Genomic DNA, 14,901 nt, shown 5'->3' on the forward strand with positions numbered 1-14,901 from the left:
ATGGTTAATTGTTTATCGTTTTGTAACGCGCGTTGAATCAACGCGCGTAAGGCGTAACCCCGCATGGTAGCTGAGGTTTTGTGGGGGGCGCTTCGTGTAAAAAAGAGGGGCGTTTTAGAATACTTTTGGACTACTTTTGAACGACGTTCAGAATGCCGTTGTCGCGGCCATGGGTTTTATTCCACGAGGCATCGGTCACGCCGTCCGCATCCAGCGAGATCGACAGGACGTAGCCTGCGCTTCTGACTTCGTAGAAGTTAGCGTTAAAGCGTTTCACCGTGGCTTTTTTGCCGTTGATGGTCGCCTGGGTAAAGCCGTTATTGATGCTGGCTTTGATGCCATTGGCACTAAATGACGCTTCACGCAGCGGGTCGGCAACATGTGCCGCCTGACTGTGTTGTACGGCTTCGTGCGCATTCTCAAGGGCCTGTTTTTCCGCCGCGGCATTGATGGCGGCCTGACGGTTCTGATCGGCAACGTAGCAGGCGTCGCGGCTTACGCCTTTGGCCTGACACTGCGCTAAGCGCTGCTCTTCTGAGACGCAGCCCGCAAGAAGCGTAGCCACCATCCCGACTAACAGAATCTTTTTCATACATTAACCTTAAATAAGTTGAGGAATCGATATTCCCCGGGGTTGATAAGTTCATTATTGTGGTCTGGCCATTCTATGCGTGCGTCTATAGTAGAAACGCAGCGATGGCTCGCGGTGACTATCGCGGAAGAGGTGCGTTATCAGGTTGATGAGGATCACATTTAGCACGAATAGCTAAAAACTTGAGAGTTATCCTGGCTGACGGTTATCCGGAGGTCAGAAAATGGTTTTGCAGATGTAAGCCGGGTGGTGACGCGAATGTAATAAAGGGGGGGCCAGAAAGGATCTTGCTATTGCCAGACGCATCCTCTACGCTGCCTCCATTACAGTATGTAATTTGACTCGGGGTGCCCTTCTTTGTGAAGGCTGAGAAATACCCGTACCACCTGATCTGGATAATGCCAGCGTAGGGAAGTCAGATGCCCTCCGGGCTATCGCTTCTTCGCGCAAGGCAGGAGCGATACCATGCAGCCTGACCTGCTTAATCTACACGCCTTACACCATTTCCGAACCCGTTCTCCGCTGACCCACTGCATGACCAACGACGTGGTGCAGACCTTTACCGCCAATGTCCTGCTGGCTCTTGGTGCATCACCGGCGATGGTGATTGAAGCCGAAGAGGCCGAACAATTTTCCGCGCTGGCCGATGCGCTGCTGATCAATGTCGGCACCCTGACCGCACCGCGCGCCCAGGCGATGCGCCGGGCGATTGAAAGCGCGGTGGCGGCGGACAAGTCCTGGACGCTCGATCCGGTAGCCGTTGGCGCGCTGGCGTACCGGACCCGTTTTTGCCAGCAAATTCTCACCCTGAAACCGGCGGCCATTCGCGGCAATGCCTCGGAAATCCTCGCGCTCGCCGGGATGAGCGCGGGCGGACGCGGCGTGGACACCACCGATACGGCAGCCAGCGCGCTGCCCGCCGCCCAGGCGCTGGCGCGGCAAACCAATGCGATTGTGGTGGTAACGGGGGAGGTGGATTACGTCACTGACGGGCTGCGCACCCAGACCCTGACGGGGGGCGACCCGATGATGACCCGGGTGGTGGGCACCGGCTGCGCGCTGTCGGCGGTGGTGGCGGCCAGCTGTTCGCTGCCGGGCGACCGGCTGGATAACATCGCGGCGGCCTGCGGCTGGATGAAACGGGCCGGTACCCTTGCGGCTGCCCAAAGCCGCGGGCCGGGCAGTTTTGCGGCAGCGTTCCTTGATGCCCTGTGGACACTGGGGGCGCAACGATGAAACGCATTAATGCCCTGACCATTGCCGGCACAGACCCCAGCGGCGGGGCCGGGATCCAGGCCGACCTGAAAACCTTCTCCGCGCTCGGCGCATACGGCTGCTCGGTGATCACCGCCCTGGTAGCCCAGAACACCCGCGGGGTGCAGTCGGTCTATCGCATTGAGCCTGATTTCGTGGCGGCGCAGCTGGAATCGGTGTTCAGCGATGTGCGCATCGACACCACCAAAATTGGCATGCTGGCGGAGGCCGATATTGTCGAGGCCGTCGCGGAGCAGCTCCTGCGTCATCAGGTTAAAAACGTGGTGCTGGATACGGTGATGCTGGCGAAAAGCGGCGATCCGCTCCTTTCACCTTCCGCCGTCGATACGCTGCGCAAGAAACTGCTGCCGCAGGTGGCGCTCATTACCCCTAACTTACCCGAAGCCGCGGCGTTGCTGGATGCGCCCCATGCCCGCAATGAGCAGGAGATGAAAGCCCAGGGCGATTCCCTGCTGGCGATGGGGTGTGAAGCGGTGCTGATGAAGGGCGGGCATCTGGACGATCCTGAAAGCCCCGACTGGCTGTTCACCCGGGATGGAACCCTGCGTTTTACCGCCCCGCGCATCAATACCAAAAACACCCACGGCACCGGCTGCACGCTCTCGGCCGCGTTGGCGGCGCTACGCCCGCGGCACGATAGCTGGGCGGATACGGTGCGCGAGGCCAAAGCCTGGCTCTCCTGCGCGCTGGCAGAGGCGGACACGCTGGAAGTGGGGCAGGGCATTGGCCCAGTCCATCATTTCCATGCGTGGTGGTGAAGGTTAGCGCTTATCGCTGGAAAAATCGCCACCCACGGACCAGGCTTAGGGAGCTCGCAATCCTGTGAGCCTGGAGAAAACATGCCGACAGCCCGTCGGCACTAAGGGGAGCAAACCTATGACTGATATTGCGCAGTTGCTTGGCAAAGATGCCGAAAGCCTGTTACAGCATCGTTGTATGACCATTCCAGCCGACCAGCTCTATCTGCCTGGCCACGACTACGTCGACCGCGTGATGGTCGACAACAACCGCCCGCCAGCGGTACTGCGAAATATGCAGACCCTGTATAACACCGGGCGTCTGGGGGGAACCGGCTATCTGTCGATCCTGCCGGTGGACCAGGGGGTAGAACACTCAGCCGGGGCGTCGTTTGCCGCTAACCCGCTCTATTTCGATCCGAAGAATATTGTCGAGCTGGCAATCGAGGCCGGCTGTAACTGCGTGGCCTCCACTTATGGCGTGCTGGCCTCGGTCGCGCGACGTTATGCCCACCGCATCCCGTTCCTCGTCAAGCTTAACCACAACGAAACCCTGAGCTACCCCACCGAGTACGATCAGACCCTGTATGCCAGCGTCGAGCAGGCGTTCAACATGGGTGCGGTAGCGGTAGGGGCGACCATCTATTTCGGCTCGGAGCAGTCGCGCCGCCAGATAGAAGAGATCTCCGCCGCCTTTGAGCGTGCCCATGAGCTGGGCATGGTGACGGTGCTGTGGGCCTATCTGCGTAACCCGGCCTTCAATAAAGACGGTACGGATTACCACGTCTCTGCCGATTTAACCGGGCAGGCCAACCATCTGGCAGCCACCATCGGGGCGGATATCGTTAAGCAGAAAATGGCCGAGAACAACGGCGGCTATACGGCGGTCAAGTTTGGCTATACCGACGATCGGGTCTACAGCAAACTGACCAGCGATAACCCCATCGACCTGGTACGCTACCAGCTGGCGAACTGCTATATGGGCCGCGCGGGGCTGATCAACTCCGGTGGCGCTGCAGGCGGCGAGACCGATCTCACCGATGCGGTGCGCACGGCGGTGATCAATAAACGCGCGGGCGGCATGGGGCTGATCCTGGGCCGTAAGGCGTTTAAAAAATCGATGGCCGACGGCGTGAAGCTGATTAACGCCGTGCAGGACGTCTATCTCGATAAAAAAGTCACTATCGCCTAGCCATTCTGCCCCTCTTCCGTTGGAAGCGGGGCAGATGCCGGGCAACACTTCGTTTGCCCGGCCTACAGCGACGAGAGCTACTAACGAAACCTTGTTTCATTTCATTCAAATCACCCTTCCGATCCACTTCACATTTCCCCTCTCTTTTGTGAAAAGTGTCACTTCTGCCCGTGCAAATGCACAAAAAATGGTCAGCGCTTAGCGGAATTTGTCTAAGGAAGTGGATGAATTTTGCGCTTAAAGTTAGTTTCGAAACAGCTTTTCAAAATGAAAGAACACGCTGAACCTACGCCGTTTTAAGGATAAAAAATGAAAATCGAATCTGTAAACGTCACCGTCTTTCAGTATCCCACCCGCCGGGTCTCTGACAGCGCCGGACATTCCCATCCGGGACCGGAAAGCCTGGCAAAAATGGCGATGCTGACCATTACCGCAGACGATGGCACCAAAGGGTACGCCTTTGCACCGCCGGAAGTGGTGCGCCCCTTTGTGGTCAACACCTTCTTTCGTAAAGTGCTGGTCGGCCAGGATGCGTTTAATCGCGAAAAAATTTGGCAGGAGCTGGCGCACTGGCAGCGCGGCAGCGCTCATCAGCTGACCGAGCGCGCGCTGGGCTTTGTTGAGCAGGCGCTGTGGGATCTGATTGGCCGCAAACTCAATATGCCGGTGTGGAAACTCCTCGGCGGCTACCGCGACAAAGTCCCTGCCTACGGCAGCACCATGTGCGGCGATGACCTGCCGGGCGGCCTCTCTACCCCGGAAGAGTACGCCAGCTTTGCCGAAAAGCTGGTCGCCCGCGGCTATAAGGCGATCAAGCTCCACACCTGGATGCCGCCAGTCTCTTTCGCTCCTAATCCAAAAATGGATATCAAAGCCTGCGCCGCGGTACGTGAAGCGGTCGGGCCGGATATCGACCTGATGATCGACGGCTACCACTGGTACAGCCGCGCGGAAGCGCTGTGGATCGGTAAGGAGCTGGAAAAACTGAATTTCGCCTGGTTTGAAGAGCCGATGGAAGAGGAGAGCATGGCCTCCTATGCCTGGCTGGCGGAAAACCTCTCCATTCCGATTATCGGGCCGGAAAGCCTGGGCGGTAAGCACCACAGCCGCGCCGACTGGGTGAAGGCGGGGGCGTGCGACATCCTGCGCGCCGGTGCCAACGGGGTCGGTGGCATTTCGCCAACCCTGAAAGTGGCCAACCTGGCCGAATCGTTTGGTATGGACTGCGAAGTGCATGGCAACGGCGCGGCGAGCCTGGCGGTGATTGGCGCGATCAAGAACTGCCGCTGGTACGAGCGCGGACTGCTGCACCCGTTCCTCGATTACGATGAGCCAGCTGCGTACCTGCACAGCCTGATCGACCCAATGGATGAAAACGGCATGGTCAGCCTGCCGACGCGCCCGGGACTGGGCGAAGAGATTAATTTTGCGTATATCGAAGCCAATACCGTCAGCCACGACTGATAAATAAAACTTCTACCCTACAAACGGTATACACAGATGATCAAAAACTCCCTCACGAGGGCGTGTTTACTCGCGCTCTCGCTGATGATGGGGAGCGGTGCGGCGTACGCGAAAACGCCGCCCGATCAGCTCATCATCGGTATGAACATGAACAACCTGCTGACCCTCGATCCGGCCGCGATGACCGGTAACGAAGTGGTCGGCATTGTGGTCAATCTCTACGATTCGCTGGTGGAACTGGATCCTGACACGCTCACCAACGTCAAACCGGCGCTGGCGAAATCCTGGGATATCTCGCCGGACGGCAAAACCCTGACCTTCCACCTGCGCGATAACGTCACCTTCCACTCCGGTAACCCGCTGACCGCCGAAGACGTGGTGTGGTCCATGCGCCGCCTGCTGCACCTCAACCTTGCTCAGGCCTCGGTATGGAAATCTTACGGTTTCAGTAAGAAGAACATCGACCAGCAGGTGAAAGCGCTGGATGACTACACCGTGCAGCTCACCCTGCCGAAGGCCAACGACCCGCAGCTGGTGATCTACTCCCTCGGCGCGCTGGGCAACCTTGGCGTGCTGGATCGTAAAACGGTGCTCAGCCACGAGGTGAACAACGACTGGGGCAACCGCTGGCTCACCACCAACGAAGCCGGTTCCGGGCCGTTTATGCTGGAGACCTGGCAGGCAAAAGATGTGCTGCGCATGCAGCGCAATCCGCACTACTGGCGTGAAGAGCCGAAGATGAACCGCGTGGTGCTGCGCCACTTCCAGGAGTCGCAGACCCTGCGCCTGATGGTGGAGAAAGGCGATCTGGATATCGCCAGCAACATGGCGGTGGCTGACATCAACGCCCTGCGCAAGGATCCGCAGCTCACCGTCGAAGCCGTGCAGAAGGGCACGGTCTACTACGTGGCGATGAGCATGAAGGAGAAACACTTCGCTAACCCGAAAGTGCGCGAGGCGGTGCGCTATCTCATTGACTATCAAGGTATTAACAAGGCGCTGATGCCGGGCTACGGCGTGCTGCACCAGCGGCCCATCAAAGCGGGAATGCCGTCGACGCTGCCGGATCCGGGCTACAAACTCGATATTCCGCGCGCCAAAAAGCTGCTGGCGGAGGCGGGCTATCCGGAAGGTTTTGACACCACCCTGCGGGTGCTGGCGGATCAGCCGTTCCTCAATATCGCCATCGCCGTACAGTCCACCCTGATGCAGGCGGGCATCAACGCCAAAATCATTACCGGCACCGGGAATCAGATCTACGGCGCGATGCGCGAGCGTAAGTTCGACATGCTGGTGGGGCGTGGCGGCAGCGGCGTGGAACCGCATCCGCACTCCAGCCTGCGCGCGCTGGTCTATAACCCGGACAACAGCGATGCAGCCCGGTTAACCAACTTCCAGGGCTGGCGCACCAGTTTTTACGACAAAACGCTGAACGAGATGATCGATAAAGCGCTACTGGAGCGCGATCCGCAAAAACAGATCGCCGACTACCAGCAGATTCAGGTGCGTTACGACCAGCTGATCCCGGCGCTGATCCCGCTCTCCCAGATGGTCGATTCGGTGGTGGTGCGTAACGAGGTGAAAAACTTCCAGTCGCATCCCTCCGCCACCACCTTCCTGCGGGAAGTCTACAAAACCGGAGGTGACAAATGAGTGTTGCGATCCTCGCCCCAGGCTCCCGCACCCGGCGTTTCTCAAAACGCCTGACCCAGGTGCTGGTGACCCTGTTCGGCCTGCTGGTGCTGACCTTTTTCATTGGCCGCGTCATGCCGGTCGATCCGGTGCTGGCGATTGTCGGCCCGGATGCCGACCACAGCACCTATCAGCAGGTCTATCAGCAGCTGGGCTTTGATAAATCCCTGCTGACCCAGTTCGGGATCTACCTGAACAACCTGCTTCACGGCGATCTTGGCAATGCCCTGCTGACCGGCAAACCGGTGCTGGATGACATTCTGCGCGTCTTCCCGGCCACCCTGGAGCTGGCGACGATGGCGATTATTGTCGGTGCCGGTTTAGGGATCCCGCTGGGGGTGCTGGCCGCCGCGCGCCGTAACAGCGTTTCGGATTATGTGGTACGCATCATCAGCCTGGCCGGGTACTCCACGCCAATCTTCTGGGTGGGGATGATGGGGCTGCTGCTGTTCTACGCCTGGCTTGGCTGGGTAGGGGGCGCTGGACGGCTGGATTTAGGGCTGGATGGCCTGGTGCCACGTCGCACCGGACTGATGACCATCGATGCCCTGCTGGTGGGTAACAGCGCGGTCTTCTGGAACGCCATTAACCACCTGGTGCTTCCTGCCTCGCTGCTGGGCTTCCACTCCCTGGCTTACATTAGCCGCATGACCCGCAGCTTTATGCTGGCCCAGCTGTCGCAGGAATTCATCATCACCGCCCGGGTGAAGGGCCTGACCGAGCGGCAGGTGATCTGGAACCACGCGTTTCGCAACATCCTGGTGCAGCTGCTGACGGTGGTGGCGCTGGCCTACGGCTCGCTGCTGGAAGGAGCGGTGCTGATCGAAACCGTCTTCTCCTGGCCGGGCTTTGGCTCCTATCTCACCGGCAGCCTGCTGCTGGGGGATATGAATGCGGTAATGGGCTGCGTGCTGCTGGTGGGGATGATCTTCGTGATGCTCAACCTGCTCTCCGACATGCTGTATCAACTCTTTGACCCGAGGACGAAATCATGACCGTTTCTCTGGATACACCGCTGCGCGCTTCCCGCAGCGAAGGACGCCAGCGCCTGGCGCGGATGGCCCGCCGTACCTTCGGCTTTGCCGGGCAGATGGCGCGTAACCCGCTGACGGCCATTGGCGGCGGCATTATTCTGCTGCTGTTGATCGTCGCGGCCTTCGCGCCCTGGATCGCCCCTTACAACCCGCTGGTGCAGGATCTCAATAACGCCCTGGTGGCGCCGAACGCGCAGCACTGGTTCGGCACCGACGAGTTTGGCCGGGATATCTTCAGCCGCCTGGTCTACGGCTCGCGGATCACGCTCTATATCGTACTGCTGGTGTCGGTCACCGTCGGCCCGCTGGGGCTGCTGTTGGGGGTTACTGCCGGTTACTTTGGCGGCAAGGTGGATGCAGTGCTGATGCGCGTCACCGATATCTTTATCTCCTTCCCGAGCCTGGTGCTGGCGCTGGCATTTGTCGCAGCCCTCGGCCCGGGGCTGGAACATGTGGTGATCGCCATTACGCTCACCGCCTGGCCGCCGATTGCCCGTCTGGCCCGCGCTGAAACCCTGTCGTTACGCCAGGCCGACTTTATCTCCGCCGTGCGTCTGCAGGGGGCCTCCCCGGTGCGGGTGCTGTGGCGCCATATCGTGCCGCTGTGCCTGCCGTCGGTGATTATCCGTATCACCATGAACATGGCCGGGATCATCCTGACCGCCGCCGGGCTGGGCTTCCTCGGCCTTGGCGCACAGCCGCCGGAGCCGGAGTGGGGGGCGATGATCTCCAGTGGCCGTACCTACATGATGGAGTGCTGGTGGGTGGTGACTATTCCGGGGCTGGCGATCCTGATTAACAGCCTGGCGTTCAACTTCTTAGGAGATGGCTTACGTGACATCCTCGATCCTCGCAGCAACTGATGTGCCGCTGCTCGATGTGCGCGATCTGCACGTCGACTTTATCAACGGACGCGCGGTCACCAACGCGGTGCGCGGCGTCTCCTTTCAGCTCGGGCGCGAGAAGCTGGCGATTGTCGGTGAGTCGGGCTCGGGGAAATCCACCGTCGGGCGGGCGCTGCTGCGTCTGCACCCGGCAAAGGCGCAGATCACCGCCACCCGGATGCAGTTTGGCGATGTCGATTTACGCAGCGTCAGCGAGGCGCAGATGCGCGGTATTCGCGGCAAGCGTATTTCGATGATCATGCAGGATCCGAAGTACTCCCTGAATCCGGTGGTCTGCGTCGGGGATCAGATTGCCGAGGCCTGGCTGACCCACCATCCGGGACGCAAGGCCGAGGCGAAAGCCAAAGTGCTGGAGATGCTCGACGTGGTGCGCATTCGCCAGCCGGAGCGGGTCTATCAGCTCTATCCGCATGAGCTCTCCGGCGGGCAGGGGCAGCGCATCATGATCGCCATGATGCTGATCACCGACCCGGAGCTGGTGATCGCCGATGAACCGACCTCGGCGCTGGACGTCTCGGTGCGGCTGCAGGTGCTGGGGCTGCTGGACGATTTAGTCCAGTCCCGCGGGCTGGGGCTGATCTTTATCAGTCACGACATCAACCTGGTGCGCAGCTTCTGCGACCGGGTGCTGGTGATGTACGCCGGGCGGGTGGTGGAGTCCATCGCCGCCTGCGACCTGCACAACGCGCAGCACCCCTATACGCAGGGGTTAATCAATGCCCTGCCGGAGATGAATCACCGCCGTCCGGTGCTGCCGGTGTTGCAGCGCCAGGCCAGCTGGCTGACCGAATAAGGAGCGAAGATGATCGAGGTAAAAAACCTGAATCTGGCGTTCGGCGAAGGCGAGAAACGCAACCAGGTACTGTATGACGTCAATATTAACGTGCAGCCAGGGGAGATTTACGGCCTGGTGGGGGAGTCGGGCTCCGGAAAAACCACCGTGCTGAAGTGCCTGGCCGGATTGTTCACCCACTGGGAGGGGGCGCTGGCGATTAACGGCCAGGCGCTGGAGCGGCGCATCAGCCCCCAGCGCTGTCGGCTGGTACAGATGGTGTTTCAGGACCCGTACGGTTCGCTGCATCCCCGGCATACCATCGGCGATATTCTGGAGGAGCCGCTGCAAATCCACGGCATCAACGACCGGGACCGGCGTATTCACGGCTTGCTGGATAAAGTTGGCCTCAACCGCGCCTTCCGTGACCGCTACCCGCACCAGCTCTCCGGCGGCCAGCGTCAGCGCGTGGCCATCGCCCGGGCGTTGATCCTGGAGCCGCAGGTGCTGTTGCTGGATGAACCTACCTCAGCGCTGGATGTCTCGGTGCAGGCGGAGATTTTAAACCTGCTGGCGGAGCTGCAGCGCGAGTCGAAGCTCACCTACCTGATGGTGACCCACGACCTGGGGGTGATCGCCCATCTTTGCCAGAAGGTGGCGGTGATGCAGTACGGGAAAATCCTGGAAACGTTGACGGTGGACGACCTGGTGGCGGGGCAGGCCAAAACTGATTACACCCGGATGCTGGTTAACGCCAGCCAGCAGTACTCCCGCGAGATGGCCCGGGAGGTGGCGGTCTATTAGTGTGTATAGTGCGGGCTGTTGCCGGGGGGCGGCTTCGCCTTACCCGGCCTACAAAACCTGTAGGCCCGCACAAGCGCAGCGCCGCCGGGCAAATCAGCGCAGAAGCGGACAATCCGGCGGCAACCGGCACTGGATCGCCCCAGGCAAAAGGGCGATGTGGAAATGGTCGCCGCTCAGCGGTTCGCCATCCAGGTTAAAGGTCATGCCGTGCGGCGCCTGGATTTCGAACCACGCCGACTCGCCATCCACCAGATGCGGGCTATCTTCCGCTTTGGTCAGGGTAGTGAGCAGGGCAGGCAGCAGTTCATCCCCGGTAATGATACGCACCCCGAGCAGCCCGTCGTTGATTAGCGCCTCCGGGCAAAGCTGCTGGCCGCCGCCCGCCTGACGGCCATTGCCGATGCCAATCACCAGGGCGTTACCCTGCCAGTGAAAGTTTTCGCCGCGGATTTCACATTGATCGGGTTTCAAAGTATCTAACCGCGCCAGACCGTGGAGCAGGTACGACACACCGCCCAGCGCAGCTTTGAGTTTTTCCGGGGTTTCGCTGGTGATGCGAGTGCCAAAACCGCCCGTCGCCATATTGATAAAGCAGGTTTCGTCGTTGACCCGGGCGATATCCACCGCCGTGGCTTTTCCGGCGATAGCCAACTGCAGGGCCTTATCGAGCGCCTCCGGGATCCCGGCGCTGGTGGCAAAATCGTTGGCGGTGCCGAGGGGTAAAATGCCCAGCGCCGGACGCTGCGTGGCGGGCAGGTCAATCAGCGCCGTCGCCACTTCGTTTATGGTGCCGTCGCCGCCGCCTGCAATGACGGTCTCCACACCGAGGTCGCAGGCTTCCTTGATATAACGAGCTGCATCACCTTTCTCCCATGTTACGCGAACATGGATCACCACCCCTTCTTCACGAAGAAGCGTCACGGCTTCGCGCAACAGATCGTTGCCTGTCCCTTTGCCGTTCAGAATTAATAAACTTGCCGGATAGGTCGCCATCCACGTTGCTCCTGTGCTGATCTTCCAGAAGTGTATCGCAGCGCGGGGAAAAGCGGGTAAGAAGAGGACGAAAGGCGAAAATTAAATGAGTGGCGAGCCAAAGTGAACGCCACTCGTGCAGGCCTGGTCAGGCAGTTATCGCACCATACGGGCATAAAGCAAAAACACATTTCTGACGATGTGCACAGCGGGTAATCAGCCCCTCTTCATTGCCAGGGCAGCCTGAATTCTCAAGAAATGATGACCAGAACGAAGGTGTATAGGGAAATGTTCGAAGGATGTGTAGTGTTCTGAGTTTGCCGTCAACGGCGATACCGAAGGGACTTGTGACAAGAACGGATCCGATGCTGATAAAGTAATCTCCTTTATACCAAATTATCAGCCTGAGGTTTTTAACGGTAAGTACGTGTATAAAAATTGTTCCAGTACGAGGGCAAACCATCCTGTTTTCAACCACCCAGTACATATATTGCCTCCTTGCTCCTTAAGTGAAATTTCATTCGAAAGAAGAATAGCATTGGCTGCGTGAATATATAACCTAACTTTAATATATTTATAAATTCACGTACTTTTGGTTATAGACTGAAATAAATTTACATTAGTGTTTTTTGCAGGGCGAAGAGGCGTCAGGAAAGGGGAAGGAGGATTTCAGACAAAAAATTAGCCTGCGTAAGGGAGATTACTCAGGCTAAGGAGGTGGTTCCTGGTACAGCTAGCATTTATGGGTTATGTTTTTCAGCGTTGGTAATAATACCCTCATCAAACGCAGCGGTATGTGATCGAATTCTAAGAATCATCTCATACCAAAAAATAACCCGTTTTCATTATTTCGCGTGCGGCGCCTGAGTATTCTCGCCGTCAAAATTACGCATCAGCAACGCGTAATCCAGGGCAATCTCTTCCGGAACAGGCAGCCAGACGGTATGACCGTCTCCTGGCGCTACGGAGACCGACTCGCCTTTGCCATTCACCATATGTTCCAGGGTGAAGTTAATATTGCCCTGCGGGGTCATCAACTCCAGGCTGTTGCCCACCAGAAACTTATTTTTGACCGCCACCGCCGCGAGGTTGCCCTTGCGCTCACCGGTGAACTCGCCGACAAACTGCTGGCGTTCGGAAACCGAGTGGCCATATTCATAGTTCTGGTAGTCGTCATGGGTATGGCGACGCAGAAAACCTTCGGTATAGCCACGGTGCGCCAGCCCTTCTAGCGTTTGCAGCAGGGTGCTGTCGAACGGTTTGCCTGCAGCCGCGTCGTCGATCGCCTGGCGATAGACCTGAGCGGTACGCGCACAGTAGTAATAGGACTTGGTGCGGCCTTCGATTTTCAGGGAGTGCACTCCCATCTGGGTCAGGCGCTCAACGTGGGCGATGGCACGCAGATCTTTAGAGTTCATGATGTAAGTACCGTGCTCGTCTTCGAACGCGGTCATATATTCACCCGGGCGCTGGGCCTCTTCGATCATAAACACGCTGTCGGTTGGCGCCCCGATACCCAGCGTCGGCTCAATATTCTGTACCGGAATAGGCTCATGCTTATGCACAATATTGCCTACCTCATCCTGCTTACCTTCCTGGACTTTATATTCCCAGCGGCAGGCGTTGGTGCAGGTGCCCTGGTTCGGGTCGCGCTTGTTGATATAACCAGAGAGCAGGCAGCGGCCGGAGTAGGCCATGCACAGAGCGCCATGCACGAAAATTTCCAGCTCCATGTCCGGCACCTGGGTGCGGATCTCTTCAATCTCTTCCAGCGACAGCTCGCGGGACAAAATCACGCGGGTCAGCCCCATCTGCTTCCAGAATTTCACCGTCGCCCAGTTCACGGCGTTGGCCTGTACAGAGAGATGAATGTCCATCTCCGGGAAGTGCTCCCGCACCAGCATGATTAAACCCGGGTCCGACATAATCAGCGCGTCTGGCCCCATCTCCACCACCGGTTTCAGGTCACGGATAAAGGTTTTCAGCTTGGCGTTATGCGGCGCGATGTTAACCACCACGTAGAATTTTTTACCCTGCGCGTGGGCTTCGTTGATGCCGAGCTGCAGGTTCTCGTGGTTGAATTCATTATTACGCACGCGCAGGGAGTAGCGCGGCTGGCCCGCATAAACGGCATCGGCGCCGTAGGCGAAGGCGTAACGCATATTTTTCAGCGTTCCCGCCGGGGAGAGGAGTTCCGGTTTAAACATGTTAGTTCTCGTTCTGATGACAGGTCAGATGCGCACACCAGGTGGGCGCCGGGAGGAGATCCCATACATTAAGGGCGGGCATTGTAGCGCTGCGGGAAGGGGAGGTAAACCATTGAGTGAGTAAACGCCGACGGCAGGACAGTACCGTCGGTGTTTGGCTCAGGCGTGGGTAATCAGAGGTCGTCCTGGGTGTGATCGACAATAATTTCCAGGGTCTTACGAATGATATCGGCGCGGACAACATCGCGCGTAGATTCGATTTCGCGGATCAAACGTAAAATAATCGCTTTGTTAGTCAGCGGTTCCTTCGCATCCAGAATGGCGCCTGTCACAGTCTGAAGCAACGCCCACTCTTCGGCCAGCATAGCGCCAGCGCTGCGAAAGTAGTTGGACAATGCAGCATTGGGCAGTTCTTCATAAAAGTCAGTTGTCTGGAGCATAGCCTGGCTCATAGTGTCACACCGGTTCAGTTAATAAGTAAGTGGTGCAGTTAATGCTTATTCCTGTTGGCTTGCGGGCTATTGCCAAACAGGGGATACACATTGCTGCTGCTGTGTCGACCATTCGTATCCCAATCCTGCCGCTCACTTTTGGTATTACGCCGGGTACTATCCTTCCCATCGTTGGAAATTTCCAAAATGATTTGGGAAAGAACGTGCCGACGCTGCCCGTCCTGCTCTACCGATAACATCTGCTGTAGCCTCTCCAGCAATAGCTTCATGCTGATGGGGCCGTTATCTTTCAGTAGAGAAAAGGTGGCTTCACCAATAAGTTCATCAGTCAGTCGTTCATGGTCACTTCTGTTCATAACTACGTCTCTGTCGCCGCATCTTCCTGCAGGAAGAGATGCGGCATAAAGTCAGTCTGTAGCGACAGTATAAAAAATCTGTCTCAAAGAAAAAACTGACTCAAAAAACAGGGTAATTAGCCGCTGTAACGTATCGCTTAACGATCAAACAGCAGGCCAACCAGAGTCTGATAGCGACTCTCCTCTTCGCGATCCGATGCTTGTTCCATTCGATAAAGCAGGCGGGTGCAAATCGCTTTTCGATTAAGGATTTTTCCTTCCCGTAAAATTTCCACCACAATCTGTCCGAGCGTCTCCTGCTGGGAAGGTTGATTTGCTTTGTTAAAATAATGGGCAATGGCATTGGCTGTGTTCGGTGTGTACCCGTTCTCGCGCATATGTCACTCCTGAAATCCGCTGCATTAAAGAGGTTAATATCTTGTTAAGTTGTAAATACTGTACATACTA

General features: G+C 57.9%; 16 protein-coding genes and 1 riboswitch. Of the genes, 10 read left to right on the forward strand and 6 right to left on the reverse strand.

The window, feature by feature from the left end; all coding sequences use genetic code 11:
* Positions 1-130: 130 nt before the first annotated feature.
* The gene (locus C3406_RS12435; RefSeq protein WP_103825049.1) at positions 131-592 is read right to left on the reverse strand and encodes a hypothetical protein; all 462 of its coding nucleotides are present in this window, start codon (positions 590-592) and stop codon (positions 131-133) included.
* A 333-nt stretch (positions 593-925) separates the two neighbouring features.
* Positions 926-1,022, forward strand: a riboswitch (TPP riboswitch).
* A gap of 35 nt (positions 1,023-1,057) precedes the next feature.
* Between C3406_RS12435 and thiM the strand changes: the two genes are divergently transcribed.
* The 9 genes from thiM (at position 1,058) to C3406_RS12480 (ending at position 10,467) form a co-directional block, all read left to right on the forward strand.
* Positions 1,058-1,828: a hydroxyethylthiazole kinase gene (thiM, locus tag C3406_RS12440; RefSeq protein ID WP_103825050.1), complete on the forward strand. Its 771-nt coding sequence runs from the start codon at positions 1,058-1,060 to the stop codon at positions 1,826-1,828.
* Positions 1,825-2,625, forward strand: a complete 801-nt coding sequence (gene thiD, locus C3406_RS12445) for a bifunctional hydroxymethylpyrimidine kinase/phosphomethylpyrimidine kinase (RefSeq protein ID WP_103825051.1) — start codon at positions 1,825-1,827, stop codon at positions 2,623-2,625. The genes thiM and thiD overlap by 4 nt, the downstream gene beginning before the upstream one ends.
* Positions 2,626-2,743: 118 nt before the next feature.
* A complete protein-coding gene (gene fbaB / locus C3406_RS12450) occupies positions 2,744-3,796 on the forward strand; it encodes a class I fructose-bisphosphate aldolase (protein ID WP_103825052.1) in 1,053 nt (350 codons plus the stop codon).
* Positions 3,797-4,105: 309 nt separating this feature from the next.
* Positions 4,106-5,260 (forward strand): mandelate racemase family protein, encoded by a 1,155-nt coding sequence (locus C3406_RS12455; protein WP_103825053.1) that lies wholly within the window; start codon positions 4,106-4,108, stop codon positions 5,258-5,260.
* A 36-nt stretch (positions 5,261-5,296) separates the two neighbouring features.
* Positions 5,297-6,913, forward strand: coding sequence for an ABC transporter substrate-binding protein (locus tag C3406_RS12460; protein ID WP_103825054.1), 1,617 nt, complete (start codon positions 5,297-5,299; stop codon positions 6,911-6,913).
* Positions 6,910-7,947: an ABC transporter permease gene (locus C3406_RS12465; protein ID WP_103825055.1), complete on the forward strand. Its 1,038-nt coding sequence runs from the start codon at positions 6,910-6,912 to the stop codon at positions 7,945-7,947. The genes C3406_RS12460 and C3406_RS12465 overlap by 4 nt, the downstream gene beginning before the upstream one ends.
* On the forward strand, positions 7,944-8,849 hold the full coding sequence (locus C3406_RS12470; RefSeq protein ID WP_103825056.1) for an ABC transporter permease: 906 nt from the start codon (positions 7,944-7,946) through the stop codon (positions 8,847-8,849). The genes C3406_RS12465 and C3406_RS12470 overlap by 4 nt, the downstream gene beginning before the upstream one ends.
* Positions 8,821-9,684, forward strand: a complete 864-nt coding sequence (locus C3406_RS12475) for an ABC transporter ATP-binding protein (RefSeq protein WP_103825099.1) — start codon at positions 8,821-8,823, stop codon at positions 9,682-9,684. Before C3406_RS12470 ends, C3406_RS12475 begins: the two co-directional genes overlap by 29 nt.
* A 9-nt stretch (positions 9,685-9,693) precedes the next feature.
* Positions 9,694-10,467 (forward strand): ABC transporter ATP-binding protein, encoded by a 774-nt coding sequence (locus C3406_RS12480; RefSeq protein ID WP_103825057.1) that lies wholly within the window; start codon positions 9,694-9,696, stop codon positions 10,465-10,467.
* Positions 10,468-10,560: 93 nt separating this feature from the next.
* Here the strand turns inward: C3406_RS12480 and yegS are convergent, their stop codons facing one another.
* The 4 genes from yegS to C3406_RS12495 form a co-directional block, all read right to left on the reverse strand.
* Positions 10,561-11,460, reverse strand: coding sequence for a lipid kinase YegS (gene yegS, locus C3406_RS12485; protein ID WP_103825058.1), 900 nt, complete (start codon positions 11,458-11,460; stop codon positions 10,561-10,563).
* Positions 11,461-11,587: 127 nt separating this feature from the next.
* Positions 11,588-11,926: an anti-adapter protein iraM gene (locus C3406_RS26855; protein WP_327059859.1), complete on the reverse strand. Its 339-nt coding sequence runs from the start codon at positions 11,924-11,926 to the stop codon at positions 11,588-11,590.
* Between the two features lie 358 nt (positions 11,927-12,284).
* Positions 12,285-13,646, reverse strand: a complete 1,362-nt coding sequence (trhP, locus tag C3406_RS12490; RefSeq protein WP_103825059.1) for a prephenate-dependent tRNA uridine(34) hydroxylase TrhP — start codon at positions 13,644-13,646, stop codon at positions 12,285-12,287.
* A 173-nt stretch (positions 13,647-13,819) separates the two neighbouring features.
* A complete protein-coding gene (locus C3406_RS12495; RefSeq protein WP_103825060.1) occupies positions 13,820-14,098 on the reverse strand; it encodes a biofilm development regulator YmgB/AriR family protein in 279 nt (92 codons plus the stop codon).
* Between the two features lie 41 nt (positions 14,099-14,139).
* Between C3406_RS12495 and C3406_RS26170 the strand changes: the two genes are divergently transcribed.
* On the forward strand, positions 14,140-14,334 hold the full coding sequence (locus tag C3406_RS26170) for a hypothetical protein (RefSeq protein WP_158250760.1): 195 nt from the start codon (positions 14,140-14,142) through the stop codon (positions 14,332-14,334).
* Positions 14,335-14,591: 257 nt separating this feature from the next.
* On the opposite strand, the gene ycgZ is transcribed toward C3406_RS26170, so the two are convergent.
* Positions 14,592-14,831, reverse strand: a complete 240-nt coding sequence (gene ycgZ, locus C3406_RS12505; protein WP_103825062.1) for a regulatory protein YcgZ — start codon at positions 14,829-14,831, stop codon at positions 14,592-14,594.
* Between the last annotated feature and the right edge of the window lie 70 nt (positions 14,832-14,901).

It is taken from the genome of Leclercia sp. LSNIH8 (assembly GCF_002920195.1).
GTDB lineage: Bacteria > Pseudomonadota > Gammaproteobacteria > Enterobacterales > Enterobacteriaceae > Enterobacter.